Below are 19,498 nucleotides of genomic sequence, written 5' to 3' on the forward strand. Positions count from 1 at the left end.
TCGGTGTTGTATGGTTAAGTCTCACGGGCAATTAGTACAGGTTAGCTCAACGCCTCACAGCGCTTACACACCCTGCCTATCAACGTTCTAGTCTCGAACAACCCTTCAGGACGCTTTAAGCGCCAGGGAGAACTCATCTCAAGGCTCGCTTCCCGCTTAGATGCTTTCAGCGGTTATCGATCCCGAACTTAGCTACCGGGCAATGCGATTGGCATCACAACCCGAACACCAGTGGTTCGTCCACTCCGGTCCTCTCGTACTAGGAGCAGCCCCTTTCAATTCTCCAACGCCCACGGCAGATAGGGACCGAACTGTCTCACGACGTTCTAAACCCAGCTCGCGTACCACTTTAAATGGCGAACAGCCATACCCTTGGGACCGACTTCAGCCCCAGGATGTGATGAGCCGACATCGAGGTGCCAAACACCGCCGTCGATATGAACTCTTGGGCGGTATCAGCCTGTTATCCCCGGAGTACCTTTTATCCGTTGAGCGATGGCCCTTCCATTCAGAACCACCGGATCACTATGACCTGCTTTCGCACCTGCTCGAATTGTCATTCTCGCAGTTAAGCGGGCTTATGCCATTGCACTAACCACACGATGTCCAACCGTGTTTAGCCCACCTTCGTGCTCCTCCGTTACTCTTTGGGAGGAGACCGCCCCAGTCAAACTACCCACCAGGCACTGTCCTCGACCCGGATAACGGGCCAAAGTTAGAACATCAAAACTACAAGGGTGGTATTTCAAGGATGGCTCCACACAATCTAGCGACTGCGCTTCAAAGCCTCCCACCTATCCTACACATGTAGGTTCAATGTTCAGTGCCAAGCTGTAGTAAAGGTTCACGGGGTCTTTCCGTCTAGCCGCGGGTACACTGCATCTTCACAGCGATTTCAATTTCACTGAGTCTCGGGTGGAGACAGCGTGGCCATCATTACGCCATTCGTGCAGGTCGGAACTTACCCGACAAGGAATTTCGCTACCTTAGGACCGTTATAGTTACGGCCGCCGTTTACCGGGGCTTCGATCAAGAGCTTCGACCGAAGTCTAACCCCATCAATTAACCTTCCGGCACCGGGCAGGCGTCACACCGTATACGTCATCTTACGATTTTGCACAGTGCTGTGTTTTTAATAAACAGTTGCAGCCACCTGGTATCTGCGACTCCCAACAGCTCCATCCGCAAGGGACTTCACCGTCAAGAGCGTACCTTCTCCCGAAGTTACGGTACCATTTTGCCTAGTTCCTTCACCCGAGTTCTCTCAAGCGCCTTGGTATTCTCTACCCGACCACCTGTGTCGGTTTGGGGTACGATTTCTTGTGAACTGAAGCTTAGAGGCTTTTCCCGGAAGCATGGCATCAATGACTTCACATCCGTAGATGCTCGACATCGTGTCTCAGCCTAACGCAGAGCCGGATTTACCTAACTCTACAGCCTACGCACTTGAACCTGGACGACCGTCGCCAGGCCCACCTAGCCTTCTCCGTCCCCCCATCGCATTCACAACAAGTACGGGAATATTAACCCGTTTCCCATCGACTACGCCTTTCGGCCTCGCCTTAGGGGTCGACTTACCCTGCCCCGATTAACGTTGGACAGGAACCCTTGGTCTTCCGGCGAGGGAGTTTTTCACTCCCTTTATCGTTACTCATGTCAGCATTCGCACTTCTGATACCTCCAGCAGACTTTACAATCCACCTTCAACGGCTTACAGAACGCTCCCCTACCCAATACTCTCACGAGCATTGCCGCAGCTTCGGTTTACAGCTTAGCCCCGTTACATCTTCCGCGCAGGCCGACTCGACTAGTGAGCTATTACGCTTTCTTTAAATGATGGCTGCTTCTAAGCCAACATCCTAGCTGTCTGAGCCTTCCCACATCGTTTCCCACTTAGCTGTAATTTGGGACCTTAGCTGGCGGTCTGGGTTGTTTCCCTCTCCACGACGGACGTTAGCACCCGCCGTGTGTCTCCCGGATAGTACTTACTGGTATTCGGAGTTTGCAAAGGGTTGGTAAGTCGGGATGACCCCCTAGCCTTAACAGTGCTCTACCCCCAGTAGTATTCGTCCGAGGCGCTACCTAAATAGCTTTCGGGGAGAACCAGCTATCTCCGGGTTTGATTGGCCTTTCACCCCTAGCCACAAGTCATCCGCTAATTTTTCAACATTAGTCGGTTCGGTCCTCCAGTTGATGTTACTCAACCTTCAACCTGCCCATGGCTAGATCACCCGGTTTCGGGTCTATATCCAGCGACTGAACGCGCAGTTAACACTCGCTTTCGCTACGGCTCCCCTAATCGGTTAACCTCGCCACTGAATATAAGTCGCTGACCCATTATACAAAAGGTACGCAGTCACCCCACAAAGGAGGCTCCTACTGCTTGTACGTACACGGTTTCAGGTTCTATTTCACTCCCCTCACAGGGGTTCTTTTCGCCTTTCCCTCACGGTACTGGTTCACTATCGGTCAGTCAGGAGTATTTAGCCTTGGAGGATGGTCCCCCCATGTTCAGACAGGATATCACGTGTCCCGCCTTACTCGTTTTCACCTAAACAGCGCCTTCGGTTACGGGGCTATCACCCTCTATTGCGTGCCTTTCCAGACACTTCACCTAACGCTGCAAAAGCTTAAGGGCTACTCCGATTTCGCTCGCCGCTACTCTCGGAATCTCGGTTGATTTCTTTTCCTCGGGGTACTTAGATGTTTCAGTTCTCCCGGTTCGCCTCATTAGACTATGTATTCATCTAATGATAACTGCTGCTGCAGCTGGGTTTCCCCATTCGGAAATCGCAGACTCAAGTGGTTTTTACTACCTCATCTACGCTTATCGCAAGTTAATACGTCCTTCATCGCCTCTGACTGCCAAGGCATCCACCGTGTACGCTTAATTACTTAACCATACAACCCGAAGAAGTCTTTTTTGCTTGTCCTTTTTCCCTGAATACGGCGTTAGCGTCGAAGGCTGCTTGGTCACTATCAGACGATAGCTCCCTACGACATCCTTCTTGCTGCCTTGTCTCAGGCAAAAATTCTCAGCGCAAAAACCTAAGGGTTGATATCATCAACTAATTAGGTGTCACACAATATTTTATACATGAGTGTGTGACTTGGTTTTGCCGGACTCAATTGAATGACACAGAAAAACTGTGCATTTCCAAGAACACTTGATTGTGTTGGTCTTTCTCTTTCGAGAAAGTATTGAGAACTTTTACAAATAATCGTCTGTTTCCAATGAAACACACATTATTTTGTCAGCTTTCCAAATTGTTAAAGAGCAAAGATTTTGTTTCTCACAAAACCATCTTTAAAGATTCTTTTCAAAAACCCTTAAAGATGGTGGAGCTATGCGGGATCGAACCGCAGACCTCCTGCGTGCAAGGCAGGCGCTCTCCCAGCTGAGCTATAGCCCCATCGTGTAGTCAATTTTTCTTATTCAAGCCACATTGTGAGCAAGCATAGTTGACTATGCGATGAACAATGTAACGCCGAAGAAGGAAAATTTGGTGGGTCTGAGTGGACTTGAACCACCGACCTCTCGCTTATCAGGCGAACGCTCTAACCACCTGAGCTACAGACCCAAACTCTCTTTGCTTATAAACCAAATCAATCTGTGTGGACACTCATCTCAATATCTGTTCGTAAGGAGGTGATCCAGCGCCAGGTTCCCCTAGCGCTACCTTGTTACGACTTCACCCCAGTCATGAACCACAAAGTGGCAAGCGTCCTCCCGAAGGTTAAACTACCTGCTTCTTTTGCAGCCCACTCCCATGGTGTGACGGGCGGTGTGTACAAGGCCCGGGAACGTATTCACCGTGACATTCTGATTCACGATTACTAGCGATTCCGACTTCATGGAGTCGAGTTGCAGACTCCAATCCGGACTACGACGTACTTTTTGGGATTCGCTCACTTTCGCAAGTTGGCTGCCCTCTGTATACGCCATTGTAGCACGTGTGTAGCCCTACTCGTAAGGGCCATGATGACTTGACGTCGTCCCCACCTTCCTCCGGTTTATCACCGGCAGTCTCCCTGAAGTTCCCACCCGAAGTGCTGGCAATCAAGGATAAGGGTTGCGCTCGTTGCGGGACTTAACCCAACATTTCACAACACGAGCTGACGACAGCCATGCAGCACCTGTCTCAGAGCTCCCGAAGGCACACCAGAATCTCTTCCGGCTTCTCTGGATGTCAAGAGTAGGTAAGGTTCTTCGCGTTGCATCGAATTAAACCACATGCTCCACCGCTTGTGCGGGCCCCCGTCAATTCATTTGAGTTTTAATCTTGCGACCGTACTCCCCAGGCGGTCTACTTAACGCGTTAGCTCCGAAAGCCACTCCTCAAGGGAACAACCTCCAAGTAGACATCGTTTACGGCGTGGACTACCAGGGTATCTAATCCTGTTTGCTCCCCACGCTTTCGCATCTGAGTGTCAGTATCTGTCCAGGGGGCCGCCTTCGCCACCGGTATTCCTTCAGATCTCTACGCATTTCACCGCTACACCTGAAATTCTACCCCCCTCTACAGTACTCTAGCCTCCCAGTTTCAAATGCAACTCCGGGGTTAAGCCCCGGGCTTTCACATCTGACTTAAAAGACCACCTGCATGCGCTTTACGCCCAGTAATTCCGATTAACGCTCGCACCCTCCGTATTACCGCGGCTGCTGGCACGGAGTTAGCCGGTGCTTCTTCTGCAGCTAACGTCAAAAGGCAGCTCTATTAAAACTACCCCCTTCCTCACTGCTGAAAGTACTTTACAACCCGAAGGCCTTCTTCATACACGCGGCATGGCTGCATCAGGCTTGCGCCCATTGTGCAATATTCCCCACTGCTGCCTCCCGTAGGAGTCTGGACCGTGTCTCAGTTCCAGTGTGGCTGATCATCCTCTCAGACCAGCTAGAGATCGTCGCCTTGGTGAGCCCTTACCCCACCAACTAGCTAATCCCACCTGGGCATATCCTGACGCGAGAGGCCCGAAGGTCCCCCTCTTTGGTCCGTAGACGTCATGCGGTATTAGCCATCGTTTCCAATGGTTATCCCCCACATCAGGGCAATTTCCCAGGCTTTACTCACCCGTCCGCCGCTCGTCAGCAAAAGAGCAAGCTCTTTCCTGTTACCGCTCGACTTGCATGTGTTAGGCCTGCCGCCAGCGTTCAATCTGAGCCATGATCAAACTCTTCAATTAAAAGTTTTTTTGACACTTGCGTGTCGGCTCAATGAATACTGCTTTTCGTCTCCGCTTTTTAAAAAAGCAGAAGCAAAAAGTCACATTACATAAGTAATGCTGAATTGACTGTGCTCTCGTCAGATAACAGTAAAACTGCTTTCCAACTTGATATTGGTCACTCGGTTCATTGATAAAATCTTATTTGATATTTATCGACGAGTGCCCACACAGATTGATTGGTCTATATTGTTAAAGAGCAACTCTTCAGGACATTTACTGTTTGAAGAGGCGGCTATTCTAGCGAGATAAATCTTGGTGTCAAACACTTTTTTCAGATTGTATCTACGTTCTTTATAACCTTGTTGACATCGCTCAAATTCCGTAGAAGCCTTGCCTGTCAACGAGTGCGCATTATAGAGATCCAGTTCACATCCGCAAGTCTTTTTTTACAGAAAATGTAAAAATAACAGCTAATCGATGAATAATCCTTCAATGGCTTATTTATACCAATTTACTCAACGATAAATCACAGGTTATCCACAGAATTATCCTTTTTGACATGGATGGAATATAAAAGAGGGATATAAAGAGGGATATAAAAAAGCTGCAATCGCAGCTTTTTTTATTCAGTGAGGATTAAATACCTGATCCATAGAACTCGCCATCATCTTCATGAAGACCACACTCTCTTTTCAAACCAAAGAAGCGGGTTTCTTCTTCTGACATACCCGGTTTCCATTTTTGAGTCGTGTGCACATCACCGACAGAGAGATAACCTTCATCCCATAGCGGATGATAAGGCAGATCATATTCTTTCAGATAATAATGGACATCTTTATTCGTCCAGTCGATAACTGGCAAGAATTTAAAAACACCATTCTGGACTGCAAGCACCGGTAGATGAGCACGAGACTTCGACTGCTCGCGACGCAATCCAGAGAACCAAGTACCGACGTCCAATTCTTTCAGTGCTCTTCTCATCGGCTCAACTTTATTGAGTCGGTTGTATTTCTCAATTCCCTCAACGTCCTGTTCCCACAATTTCCCGTAACGGGCTTCCTGCCAAACAGGCGTAAGTTCCGCACGATATATTTTCAGGTTCAGATTCAATTTTTCCGTCAACAGGTCAATAAACCGATATGTTTCAGGAAACATATATCCCGTATCAGTCAGGATAATCGGCACATCATTTTTAACTTGAGAAACCATATGTAACATCAATGCAGCTTGAATCCCAAAACTAGAAGAGACTGCAAATGTTCCTTGTAAGTTCTCAAATGCCCAAATGATCCTTTCTTGAGCCGACAAACTTTCCAGATATCCGTTCAATTCAGCCAAGTGTAGCGACTGCTCCACTTTTGTCATACTGAGTAACTCAGAAAGCTGTGGCTGATATAACACACTATCAGGCATAGAAATCCCTCTTTGAGACGACGACTTCTTCAATGATTCCACTTCGAATCACGAAGTCACCAAAATATTCACCTTCACGACGCTCTGTCGCCCAACGTTCTACCAGTTGGTCGATCTCTGCTAATATTTGCTGTTCAGTAATATTTTCTTGGTACATTTTCGGGACGCGCGTACCAGCGCGATTCCCACCAAGATGCAGGTTATAACGCCCCGGTGCTTTGCCGACGAGTCCAATTTCCGCGAGCATCGCTCGACCACATCCGTTCGGACAGCCTGTTACCCGCAAAATGATATTCTCATCTTTTCCTAACTGATGTTTTTCCAGAATGCCTTCAACATCGGTTACAAATTCAGGTAGGAAACGTTCAGCCTCAGCCATAGCTAACGGACATGTTGGGAATGCGACACACGCCATTGAGTTCTTGCGCTGTTCACTCACACTGTCATCCATCAGACCATGCGCTTTGGCAATGAATTCTATCTGCTCTTTTTGATCCGCGGTAACACCAGCAACAATCAGATTTTGATTGGCGGTCATCCGGAAGTCTCCCTGATGGATTTTCGCGATCTCAGCAACGCCCGTCTTTAATGGTTTCCCCGGATAATCCAGTAACCGACCATTTTCAATAAAGAGGGTCAGATGGAATTTGCCATCAATCCCTTCAACCCATCCGATGCGATCGCCACGACTGGTGAACTCGTAAGGTCGGCTTTCAGTAAATTGGGTACCCGCTCTTTTTTCGACTTCAGCCTTAAACACATCGATACCGACGCGATCTAATGTGTACTTAGTCTTGGCGTTCTTACGGTTTGAGCGATTTCCCCAGTCTCTCTGTGTCGAGACAACAGCGGTAGCGATGTCGAGTGTTTTTTCCAGCGGGATGAAGCCAAAATCATCGGCACGACGAGGATAGGTTGATGTATCACCATGCGTCATCGCTAAACCGCCCCCCACCAGCACATTGAACCCAATTAATTTGCCAGCTTCAGCGATCGCCACAAAATTTAAATCATTTGCGTGAACATCAATGTCATTATGCGGTGGAATAACAACCGTTGTTTTAAACTTCCGAGGCAAATAGTTACTTCCCAGGATCGGTTCTTCGTCAGTCGTTTCCAGTTTTTCGCCATCAAGCCATATTTCAGCATAAGCTCGGGTTTTCGGTAGTAAATGCTCACTGATCTTCTTCGCCCATTCATAAGCTTCCTGATGAAGCTCAGATTCAACAGGGTTCGATGTACACAGCACATTACGGTTTACATCACCGGCAGTAGCAATCGAATCAATCCCGGTTTTATTGAGCATCTGATGCATCATTTTAATTTGAGGCTTCAGCACGCCATGAAACTGAAAGGTTTGCCGGGTCGTCAGACGGATGCTGCCATATAGTGTATGTTCCGTGGCAAACTGGTCGATTGCGAGCCATTGTTGTGGCTGAATAATGCCACCGGGCATCCGGGCACGCAGCATCACATTATGAAGCGGTTCCAGCTTCTGCTTTGTTCGCTCGGCCCGAATATCACGATCATCCTGCTGATACATCCCGTGGAAACGAATTAACTGAAAATTATCTGCCGTAAATCCACCGGTAAGTGGATCCTGAAGATCTTGCGTGATCGTACCACGTAAAAAATTACTCTCTCTTTTCAGGCGCTCGTTATCAGACAATGGCCCCAGCACTTGTCCCAATACTTCTTGGTCTTTAGTTTCTTGATTCGCACTCATTAGTAGACATCCCTTTGATAACGCTTCGCTTTACGGAGTTCGTTGACATATTCTTCAGCTTGTTCCCGATCCAAACCACCTTGCTGTTCGGCAATGGTAATTAAGGCTTCGTGAACATCTTTTGCCATCTGGGTTGCATCACCACAGACATAGAGATAGGCCCCACTTTGCAACCAATCCCAAACTTGCCCGGCTTTCTCCAGCAGGCGATGCTGAACGTAAACTTTGCCGGCCTGATCGCGGCTAAAAGCAACATCCATCTGAGTGAGCGCACCTGACTTCATATATTTCTGCCATTCAACCTGATAGAGAAAATCTTGCGTGAATGTCCGGTCACCGAAGAACAACCAACTCTGACCTGAAGCGCCACGGTTATCTCTTTCCTGAATAAAGCTTCTAAATGGCGCAATCCCTGTTCCCGGGCCCACCATGATGATTGCTGTATCATCATCCTGAGGAAGTTTGAAGTTATTATTATGCTCAATGAAAACTTTGATGTTTTCGCCTTCTTCAAGACGATGCGTTAAAAATCCAGAGGCGCCTCCCTGACGGGCTTCACCATTTTGGTCATATTCAACCACCCCAACCGTCAGATGAACTTCTTCATCAACTTCACTTTGACTGGATGCGATTGAATAAAGACGAGGCGTCAAACGACGTAATAGTCCGACCAACTCATCTGCCGATAACTGCACAGCGGCTTGTTTTAACACATCAATAATCTGTGTATGCGCTGAATACTCACGCAGTTTATCTTTATCTTCGACAAGTTCTTTCAAGAATGTCGATTCAGATAGCTCCGCTACCCGAGTAATCAACTGAGGGTTGGATGAGGTGATTTCAAACTGATGAATTAAAGCACTGTGAATCGAAATACTGTCACCATCAACATCGACACTCTCCACACCAGATAACCCGACACTGCTCAAAATCTGGCTGGATAACGCGGCATCATTTTCATACCAAACCCCTAACGCATCACCCGGTTGATAAGTAATTCCTGATCCTTCAAGGTCAATTTCAACATGGCGGACATCTTTACCCGAATCACGGCCGGTAATTTTCTGATTGGTCAGCAACGTCGCAGTGTACGGTTTCAGCTTGGTATAATCGGCAACGGCACTACCTGCGGAATGAATCGGTAACGGCACAACCTCGCCTTGACCTTCCGACATCGATTCTTTGAGAATCTCCAATGCTTGTTGACGCCACTCTGCTGCTGGTGCGTCATAGTCGACATCACAGTCAACCCGTTCCAAAAATGGTTTTGCGCCCAGTTTGGCGAGGAAAGCATCAAAATCTTTACCAGTCTGGCAGAAGAATTCATAGCTTGAGTCACCCAGACCAATCACGCCATAGTGTAGATTCGGGAGTTTCGGGGCTTTTTTGGACTGTAAGAACTCGTGGAACTCAAGGGCATTATCAGGCGCTTCACCTTCACCGTTGGTTGAAGCCACGATGACAACATGGGTTTCCTTGGCCAGATCTTTACCTTTGTAATCACTGGCATCAAAAATCTGTACCGGCAGTCCCTGTGCTTGTGCCTCATGTTCCAGCGCTTCAGCAACTCCTTTTGCATTCCCGGTTTGGGAAGCATAAATAATCGTGAGTTTATCGGCAGGTTTTGCAGCAGCGAGCGGAGACATCGTCGCCGCACCGGCAACTTCACCAGTCTGAGACTGACTCAATCCCCAGAAATATCCGCTTACCCAAGCTAATTGCTGCGGCGACAATTGTGAAACAGTGTGTTGCAACTGACTGAGTTGTGTATCATTGAGTGGGCTAGAAAATAAACCACTATGGTTAGAAATATTATTGTTGGCTGAAGACATCGTCACGACTTCCCTATTCATTGCATGACGATAGAGTAACCAAGCTCACTAATAACAAGAAAGAATAGATGAGAATGTTTTATAACTTTTGGGAGTAAGGAAGGCTATAACTCGAGAGATTCGATCCTGACTTGTTTAAAACCGACATCCATTGCTGATTTAGAAGCCATATCTAAATTGGTGTAATGGCACTCTTCGCCATCTTCATCTGTTAACAGAATAAAAGGTCCATGCGCGTGTCTGAATTCAACAATCCACATTCCATTGTCAGAAAAAGGTTCGACAATCGCTTCCACCAGAAGGTTTTCCCGATACAGGGCTCTCAATTCTTCAAGCGTCATCTCTTGTTCCTCCATGTTGATCACCAACACGCTCATTTCATCATGGAAGATGATGGTCGAAAAGTTAAGCTTTTGCTGATAAATATATAAAAATAAAATATAAAACCAGCAATCAATAACTAAAAGAAATAATAATTATGCATATTTCTTAAATAACCAAATACCAAACATAATCACGAGTAACCAAGGCAGCATCTTAATCAACATGGCGAACATACCAAACGCCAAAACAAACAAGAATGACAGACCAAGCGACAACATAATCCCAAACATCGTCACACCAGTAAAAAATAGCACGCCTGCAAAGATCAGCAAATACAGCACTTCAATCATCATTATTCTCCTTTATTTTCCAACCTTTACTTTTCATAAGTAAGCAGAAATCAGGCCAACTCGACACAGCCTGAATTCACTGATTTTTCAAGCCTCAGAGTGAGCTTATGTCAAATCAATCACTGACAATTGGTCAATCTGACGAATCTCAGGTCAAATTTACACATTTAAAGACTCTGGGATTTTCAACAGCGCTGTTTGAATCACTTCGATTCCCGCGCCTTTCTTATGCGCATTCTCACTAATATAGCGACGCCATTGTCGGGCTCCGGGCATATTCTGAAACAATCCGAGCATATGACGAGAGATATGTCCGAGATAAGCACCTTTCGATAATTGTGACTCAATATACGGATACATTTCCTCGACAACTTGTGAGCGCTTCTTCACGGGCGTCTCTAGCCCAAAGATCTGTTGATCCACGTCTGCCAGTAGATATGGACTCTGATATGCTTCACGACCAATCATCACACCATCGAGTTGTTCAAGATGGGCTTTGGTTTCTTCAAGGCTTTTGATACCACCATTTACGGCAATCTGCAAATGAGGAAAATCCCGTTTCAACTGATAAGCTCTGGGATAGTCTAATGGGGGAATCTCTCGGTTCTCTTTCGGGCTCAGGCCATTCAACCAAGCTTTACGTGCATGGATGGTAAACTGCTCGCAGCCACCTTGTTCAGCAACGATCGTGATAAAATCCGTCAGAAATGGATAAGAATCCTGCTCATCAATTCCGATTCTTGTCTTCACCGTCACCGGAATATCGACTTCAGCTTTCATCGCCGCAACACAATCAGCAACCAACTGAGGCTCAGCCATCAAACACGCACCAAACCGGCCATTCTGGACTCGGTCAGACGGACAACCAACGTTAAGATTAATCTCATCATAGCCACGTTCCGCAGCCAATTTAGCACACGTTGCCAGATCCTGTGGATTTGAGCCTCCCAGTTGCAACGCAACCGGATGTTCCTCATCATTGTAAGCGAGAAAGTCACCTTTCCCATGGATGATCGCCCCAGTCGTTACCATCTCGGTATACAACAGCGCCTGCGAAGTCAGCAACCGATGGAAATAGCGACAATGACGGTCCGTCCAGTCCAACATGGGGGCGACAGAAAAGCGGCAAGTAGGATACATAGTTAAAATCTCACTATTTTTCATAACTTTAGCTATATAAGCCACTATAGCCAAGCAAGGCAAATCTAGAGACACGATGCTGGTCGTTCGAGTCTAAGGAGGCGGGATTATACATACCGCCACCAATAGCTTCAAATGAAGTGCTCTCTACCGGAACGAGAGCATCCTCAGCCCACTCATCAATTACCATTACTTCACCCCGCTCAATAGATCAAAAATCACCCGAGCAAATTGCTTGGTCTTATTCGGGTCGGATAGTAGCTGCATCATCTGCTCTTGGTGGGCATCACTACTATTCAGAATTGCGTCATCAATCGCCCGTGGAAAGTCACCCAACATGGCTTGCTCACGAGTGTTATTGGCGATTTGGCTCATCACCGTTTCGTTTTCAGTCAACTTGTCACGCACGGTGAAGGCATAATTGATCATGTCTTTATCGGTCAGATTGTCAGTGACAAACACTTCATTCAGTCGCTCAATGATGTGAGACAGGAACTCTTCTTTCTTATCCTTTGGTTTGGCTGTGCCTACATCGTTACTTGGGTGCAACTTGTACTCAGGCGTATTTTCCTTTAATTGAATGTCCTGTTGACGAATCTTCGACAGGCGATAGTGACTCATCACCACATTGCCCAGATCTAACTCATCTTCTTCAATCACCTTCTCGCGCAGCATAGGACGCAGATGACGTGCATAAAGGCTGAGTTTTTCCAACTCTTTATCGTCGTAATCAACAATCTGCGACATAAACTCATAAAAGCGCACAAAACTGCCTAAATCCTTTTTGAAGATCTCTAAACGGTCTTTCTCTTGCTTACACTCTTTGAAGGTGTTTTCGGCATTGGCGATTAACACCGCATCACCGGTCTTCTTAGTGCGCTCAAACACGTTCTTGGCATGAATATATTCTTCAACCGCAGAGGTATAGCGCTTGCGCCATCGATCAATGGCTGGCTTACAGATATTACTGATGGCCGCATTAGACTTGTTCTTAGTAAAAAAGGCATCAATGAACTGCTCGACCTCCGACCATAAGAAAATACCGCTAGCACGCAGCTTCTCTGATAGGTCGAAAATCTTGTCAGGGTCAGTGACATCCTCAAGCTCCGCCACTTGATAATAAGGCTGGAAAGCATCAAGAATATCCTGCGGGTCGTTGTAGAAATCGAGCACGAAAGTGCCGCATTCTGCTTTACCCGGATAGATGCGGTTGAGGCGAGAAAGGGTCTGCACACACTCGACACCTGCGAGCTTTTTATCCACGTACATGGCGCAGAGTTTGGGCTGATCAAAACCGGTTTGGAATTTATTCGCCACCAGCATCACTTGATAGTCATCACTATTAAAGGCTTTGCGCATTTCACGGCCTTTTAGCTCCGGGTTCATGTTGTGTTCCGTGAACTTCTGATCCATAAACGCTGCGCTGTCTGGATCATTGGCGTTAAACTCGACTTCGCCAGAGAATGCGACCATCGCCCGAATGCCTGCGTAGCTACTGTTGCTCTCAGAAAAAGTCGAAACGTACTTATCAAATGCCAGCTTGTAGCGCACTGCCTCTTTACGAGAGCTAGTGACCACCATCGCCTTCGCCTGCCCACCCAATAAGCCCATCACGTTCTTTTTGAAGTGCTCAACAATCACTTTCACTTTTTGTGAAATGTTATGGTCATGTAGGCGTACCCAATTATTGAGTTTCACCTTGGCTTTGCCAGAATCGACCTCTTTGTCTTCCGCTTCCAGCTTCTGTTTGAGCTGATAGATCACCTTGTAGTTGGTGTAATTCTTCAGCACATCAAGGATAAAGCCTTCCTCAATCGCCTGACGCATCGAATAAATGTGATAAGCCTCGGGCAAATTACGCTTAGACGCTGGCTGCTCTGGGTCAGGTCTGCGACCAAACAACTCCAGCGTTTTTGGTTTGGGTGTGGCGGTAAAGGCGTAATAGCTCAGGTTGGCACTGCCTCGACGCGCTGCAACGGTGGCATCCAGAATATCTTCAGAGGAAAGTTCGGTATCATCGTCTGCTTCATCGGTCATCAACACTTCTTTGAGCTGGCGAGCGGTGGCGCCTGTTTGAGACGAATGCGCTTCATCGGCAATGATGGCGTAGCGGCGCTCTTTCAGTGACGTTGAGTTCTCAATCGCCTTTAACACATGCGGGAACGTTTGAATGGTCACGATGATGATAGGCTGAGACGTTTCCAGTGCCGATGCCAATTTCTCTGATTTCGAGCCATCACCCTCTTTACGGTTGATACGCCCCACCACGCCATCGGCATGTTCAAACTGATAGATGGTGTCTTGTAGCTGATCATCCAGTACGGTACGGTCGGTCACCACAATCACCGAATCAAACTGCTTGTTGCCGTTGGCATCATGCAAGGTCGAGAGTTGGTGAGCTGTCCACGCAATCGAGTTCGACTTGCCCGAACCTGCGCTGTGTTGGATGAGATATTTATTGCCTGTGCCCTCAACAATGGCCGCTTCAACCAATTTGGTTACGACATCCCACTGGTGGTAACGCGGGAAGATCAGGGTTTCTTTCTTGGTTTTACGCCCTTCCCAATCTTCCTTTTCTTCAATTTGCAGATGAACAAAACGAGCGAGAATATTTAACAGATTCTCAGGGGTTAAAACGTCATTCCACAGGTAGTCGGTGGCGTAGCGGTTTACTTGTTCTGGAATAGAAAGGTCTGGAATATCATTGCCCTTGCCACCATCATGCGTACCCTTGTTAAACGGCAAAAAGTATGTATCGGGGCCTGCCAACTTGGTTGCCATATAAACTTCGTATTGGCTGACCGCAAAATGCACTAAGGCACCGCGTTTAAAGCTTAACAGCGGTTCTGGCTTTTTGGTGGCTGGGTCTTTGGGTAAACGGGTCAGCTTGTACTGCGCAATCGCGTTTTCGACTGCTTGCTTGAATTCCGATTTCAGCTCAAGCGTCGAGACGGGCAAACCATTCACAAACAATACTAAATCAATGCGCCAGCGTTTTGCGCTGTTTTTATTCAAAACAGGTTGTTCGCTCAAGGCTGTCGCCTGCTTACCTGTCGCTTCGAATTTTGCTTGCGTGGCCTGCTCTTTTGAAATATGCGGGCTATACACCAGCTCTGGCACAATCCGGCAGATGTTGTGCTGATAACGCGCCAAGGTTTCTGGGTTGAGGTTATGCTCGGGCTTAAACTGACACAACTCAAAACGGGCATTGCGAATTTTCAAACCATGACGCAACACGCCCAAAGTGCCAAAGGTACGGGATGCGCGGTCGGTGGCGTTCTCATCGGCTTTTTTAAGCTGCGTGACCAAGGCCTCAAGGAAGTGGCGATCTGAGTCGGTCGGGAAGACTTTGCAGAACTTCTCCCACTCTTTCGGCTGCGTCTGTTTCACAAACGCTAGTACATCAGTCTCGAAAAGCGCAGATTCGCGGTTGTAGCCCTCGCCCGTGCCTTGCACCCAGCCATTAACCACCATCTGGCGGATGATGTCATCCTGAAATATCCGTTCTTGTGTTGTATCCATATTCAACTCTTTTAATTCTTGTTAGCCAACTCAAGTGAAAAAGCCACTCCACTTTCTTAAAGCGAGGGAGACAATAGACTTAGGCGGTTTGTTCCAGCGCTTGCTCTTGATGTGTTGGTGCCTGCCAACTGCGAACGTCGATCTTGCCAGTGACTGCGGCAGAGATTAAGGCTGTTCGGCGTTCTTGGGAAAGCTCAACAAAGTCCATTGTCTTTTTAATAATTTGATCAAAGCGATTTAGTTTAGTGTTGATATCTACCACTATCTGCTTTTGCTCATCAATTGGGGGAATCGTAACTTTGAAATTACTGATTAGCTCACAATTGAGAGCCGCTTGGTTCCCTCCTCGAGCACATTCACGTATTTCATTGTACGCAGCTTGCAAGACTAGATGACCGTATTCGGAATCCAACCTGCTATCTGGAATTATTGCTGCTAAGTTTTGGTTAATTGTTGCCTCTATCCGAGTAATAGCAGACATTCCTCTGGTTTTACCCTGACCAATCATTCCCATAACAAGAGTGCCAACAGGAAGTAGCTCCACTGAGCATTCTTTCAGTGCTTTCTCAGAAATATAGTCTGATGCAGTAGTGATGTTATATTGATTAACGGAACCGGATGACAGCCAAGGCACTTCCTTTTTATCCCAATAAGATAGGTTTACTTTACTTGGAGTCGAACCATTTATAACTCTGCTGTAATAACCTAACCTACCAACATCCCAATGCTCTGGCACTTCTCCTAACCATTCCACACCTGAATCTTTCATGGGTGCTTGCGGGTTCAAGCCTTTGGTCACCGCATGGCTAATCACCGCTTGGCGCTTTTCTTTCAGCAACTTAATCAGTTGCTGCTGCTTTTCGATCAAAGTGTCGATTTTGGCGGTTTCGTGATCGAGGAAGTTGGCGATTTGGGTTTGTTCTTCTAGTGGAGGAAATGCTGAATCATAAGCAACCATTGCAGTATCACTGATATTTGGCTGCGCACCACCAAAAGCTGTTAACCTGATATATTCTTGATACCCAAGCGTTTTCAATACATACCAAAGAAAACGATAACTTAATTTGTCATCGTAAACTTCGAATCGTCCAACTCGTTGATTGACCAAAGCGGGATATTCGCCACTATATATACCAGCCTTACCGATGGTTGCTCCTGTCATTGCCATTAGTAATTGACCGTTTGATACAAGGTACTCTTGACTATTTTCCGCTACAACTTCAGGAACATATTTACAAGATTCCAATGAAATAGAACCATCTTGCTTAATATCTCCAATTCTGATGATTGGCTTACCGACATCGCCAAACAAGTCACTAGAAAAAGCAAAGCCACCCTTTACGTAGGTGTATCGTTTTAAAGATGTAACCATCCAGTGGATTGGGATGGAACCAACACACTCAACCCCAGAATCTTTATACTCTGGATACGCCTGATATCTTTTTGTTTTGCTCAAGGCTGTCATTACGAATGCACCTCTTGCAGTAGCTTCATAATCTCGTCACTGACGGCATCCAAATCGGCATCAATTTCTGCCAAATCACGGGGTGGCTGATACACATAGAAGTGGCGATTGAACGGGATTTCATAGCCCACCACACCAATCTCATTGTCTTGCTCATCACGCTTATCTGCGTTAATCCACGCATCGGCAACGTGCGGCTGCACTTCACGCTTGAAGTAACTTTCGATGAGGTTTGAAGTTGTTACCAATGGGTCAAGTGGCACGTTCTCGTTATCACGTAGGTCGCCATCTTGCTGGAATTCAACCACTTTGCCCTTGTAGTCAAACGCACCGTAAAGCGGTTGAGGTTCTTCTTTGAGCACTTTTTTGACAACTGGCTCAGCGTCTGGATTTTTCCATGTGACCGCATCAATAAACTGTTTCTTCTGCTTGGCGTCAAACTTGATGCCCGTGGTCTTGAATGCGCCTTTGAGGGTCAGTTCAAACTGGTTAAAGTCGTCTGATTGCTGATACTGACCACCAAGAGCCTGTCCACCGGCGTTTTCATCAACCGCCACTTGCAGGGCTTTGGCCGCATCCAGCAGGGTTTTCTGGCTGAGCCATAATTTGCTGCCCAGCACATCCTTAATTTGCTTTTCTTTTAGCTCGGTGAAGTCGGCTTTGATCATAATGCGGACTTCTTTTTCTACATCGGTGAGTGAGCCGTAGGTGTCGTCATTCCATTCGGTGCCAAACTGTTCATAAATGGCTTGCATTACCCCGTTTAATGGCTTGGGTGCAAAACGCAGTGACGCCACGGCTTGATCCGTGATTTGCGCCGATAAACGCAGTGGTCGTTCAATGGTTAAACGGCGATAACCAAACTGATGGGTCGCGAACGTCTTGCTTGCGAAGTGTTTTTGGTTATCCGTCACACCGTCTTGAGTCAAGGTGTCGATGTCTACAAAGTCACCAAACGTTTTAGTCATGGTGCGAATTTCTTTATCGGTTAAATAATGACGCTTCGAGCCTAATGACTTGCGCATTTTGGTACTTAAATTCGCGCCGTTAATCAGTTGCACTTTGCCTTGACGCTCTGGTGCTTTTTTGTTGCTCAGCACCCACACATAAGTGGCAATACCTGTGTTGTAGAACATATCGGTCGGCAGCGCGACAATCGCTTCAAGCAGGTCAGTTTCTAATACATAACGACGGATTTCGCTCTCACCACTACCCGCTCCACCAGTAAACAGCGGTGAGCCATTGAGGATAATCCCGATGCGCCCGCCATCAGACACGCTACCATCGCTGTTGTGGGTATCGCGCATTTTGCTGATCAGGTGCATCAAAAACAGCAGCGACCCATCCGAGACGCGTGGTAAGCCAGGGCCAAAGCGACCATCAAAGCCTTTGAGTTGGTGCTCATCTTTGATATCGCCTTCGATCTTTTTCCAATCCACCCCAAACGGCGGGTTCGATAACATGTAATCAAACTTGTCGGCCGGCAGTTGATCGTTCGACAAGGTATTGCCGAGCTTGATGCGACCGACATCCTGCCCTTTGATCAGCATGTCGGCTTTACAAATGGCGTAGGACTCAGGGTTTAACTCTTGACCAAAGGCGCGCATGAGCGCGTTAGGGTTCATCTCCGCCACATACTCCATCCCCGATGACAGGAAGCCACCGGTGCCAGCGGTGGGGTCGTAAATGGTACGAATAATCCCATCTTGGCTGAGCGCCTCATCATCAGCCATAAACACCAAAGATGTGGTCAAGCGCACGATGTCACGTGGGGTAAAGTGTTCCCCCGCGGTTTCGTTGGAGCTTTCTGCAAAGCGACGGATCAGCTCTTCAAACACCAAGCCCATCTCATAGTTGGAAATCTTGCTTGGGCTCAGATCGGTGGTGGCAAACGTCTTCACCACTTTGTATAGCAGGTTGGCATCGGCTAGCAGGCCGACAAATTCATCAAATTTAAAATGTTCAAAGATTTCACGCGCGTCGGTAGAGAAAGATTGAATGTACGTCTCAAGGTTCGCTTTAATATTGCTCTGGCCCATGTTGCCAAGGTTCATCGGCGAGGTATTAAAGAAAGCCAAGCCATCTGGCTGCTCAGCAGATGGAGTCGCGCGTAATAAGAATTTTTCTTGTGCTTCTTCTGGCAGATTCATCGCTTTAATGCGCTCATACTCCGCCAACACGGCATCTTTGCTGGGCTCAAGCACACACTCAAGACGGCGAAGTAAGGTAAATGGCAGAATAATACGGCCGTATTGAGATTGTTTGAAGTCACCGCGCAGCAGGTCAGCCACCGACCAGATGAAGGCAGCGGTTTGAGAAAAGTTGTTGTTGGTCATCAAGAATAGCCCAAAAGCGTTAAATACGACATTGGGGACATTATACTGGAGAAGCGACTAAAGTCCGACGGTTAAGTCATTAAAAACACTTATATGCTCAAGCTCACCAGTTTTTCAAAACTAGCATCATCCTGATTTTATGTAGCAAGTGTCACGAAAGCCAAATGTCAGGCCCCGTCTCATGATGGAAAAATTGGAGTGAGTTACCTCTATATGGCATAAGA

At 47.1% G+C, this 19,498-nt stretch carries 9 protein-coding genes, 2 tRNA genes and 2 rRNA genes; all 13 read right to left on the minus strand.

What is annotated here, in order from left to right:
* Positions 1-10: 10 nt before the first annotated feature.
* Positions 11-2,901, minus strand: a 23S ribosomal RNA gene (locus tag OCU60_RS15705).
* 436 nt (positions 2,902-3,337) lie between these two features.
* Positions 3,338-3,413: transfer RNA gene (locus OCU60_RS15710), tRNA-Ala, on the minus strand.
* A gap of 91 nt (positions 3,414-3,504) precedes the next feature.
* Positions 3,505-3,581: transfer RNA gene (locus tag OCU60_RS15715), tRNA-Ile, on the minus strand.
* Positions 3,582-3,642: 61 nt separating this feature from the next.
* Positions 3,643-5,184 (minus strand): 16S ribosomal RNA (locus OCU60_RS15720).
* Together the 16S and 23S rRNA genes with 2 tRNA genes alongside form the textbook arrangement of a ribosomal RNA operon.
* 618 nt (positions 5,185-5,802) lie before the next feature.
* Positions 5,803-6,579 (minus strand): phosphoadenylyl-sulfate reductase, encoded by a 777-nt coding sequence (locus tag OCU60_RS15725; protein WP_074375042.1) that lies wholly within the window; start codon positions 6,577-6,579, stop codon positions 5,803-5,805.
* Complete coding sequence (gene cysI / locus OCU60_RS15730) at positions 6,572-8,305, minus strand: assimilatory sulfite reductase (NADPH) hemoprotein subunit (protein WP_074375041.1); 1,734 nt, start codon at positions 8,303-8,305, stop codon at positions 6,572-6,574. The genes OCU60_RS15725 and cysI overlap by 8 nt, the downstream gene beginning before the upstream one ends.
* On the minus strand, positions 8,305-10,158 hold the full coding sequence (locus tag OCU60_RS15735; protein ID WP_083602775.1) for an assimilatory sulfite reductase (NADPH) flavoprotein subunit: 1,854 nt from the start codon (positions 10,156-10,158) through the stop codon (positions 8,305-8,307). The genes cysI and OCU60_RS15735 overlap by 1 nt, the downstream gene beginning before the upstream one ends.
* 83 nt (positions 10,159-10,241) lie before the next feature.
* The gene (locus OCU60_RS15740; protein WP_074375044.1) at positions 10,242-10,478 is read right to left on the minus strand and encodes a hypothetical protein; all 237 of its coding nucleotides are present in this window, start codon (positions 10,476-10,478) and stop codon (positions 10,242-10,244) included.
* A gap of 135 nt (positions 10,479-10,613) precedes the next feature.
* Complete coding sequence (locus tag OCU60_RS15745) at positions 10,614-10,814, minus strand: envelope stress response protein PspG (protein ID WP_228448917.1); 201 nt, start codon at positions 10,812-10,814, stop codon at positions 10,614-10,616.
* A gap of 156 nt (positions 10,815-10,970) precedes the next feature.
* Entirely contained in the window at positions 10,971-11,951 is a 981-nt protein-coding gene (gene dusA, locus OCU60_RS15750) for a tRNA dihydrouridine(20/20a) synthase DusA (RefSeq protein WP_074375038.1), read from the minus strand.
* Between the two features lie 189 nt (positions 11,952-12,140).
* The gene (locus OCU60_RS15755) at positions 12,141-15,473 is read right to left on the minus strand and encodes a type I restriction endonuclease subunit R (RefSeq protein WP_205410545.1); all 3,333 of its coding nucleotides are present in this window, start codon (positions 15,471-15,473) and stop codon (positions 12,141-12,143) included.
* A 79-nt stretch (positions 15,474-15,552) separates the two neighbouring features.
* Entirely contained in the window at positions 15,553-16,938 is a 1,386-nt protein-coding gene (locus OCU60_RS15760; RefSeq protein WP_074375036.1) for a restriction endonuclease subunit S, read from the minus strand.
* Positions 16,938-19,274 carry a type I restriction-modification system subunit M gene (locus tag OCU60_RS15765; RefSeq protein WP_074375035.1) on the minus strand — a complete coding sequence of 779 codons (2,337 nt, stop codon included), beginning with the start codon at positions 19,272-19,274 and terminating at the stop codon, positions 16,938-16,940. The genes OCU60_RS15760 and OCU60_RS15765 overlap by 1 nt, the downstream gene beginning before the upstream one ends.
* Between the last annotated feature and the right edge of the window lie 224 nt (positions 19,275-19,498).

Source organism: Vibrio spartinae, from assembly GCF_024347135.1.
Classification (GTDB): Bacteria; Pseudomonadota; Gammaproteobacteria; order Enterobacterales; family Vibrionaceae; genus Vibrio; species Vibrio spartinae.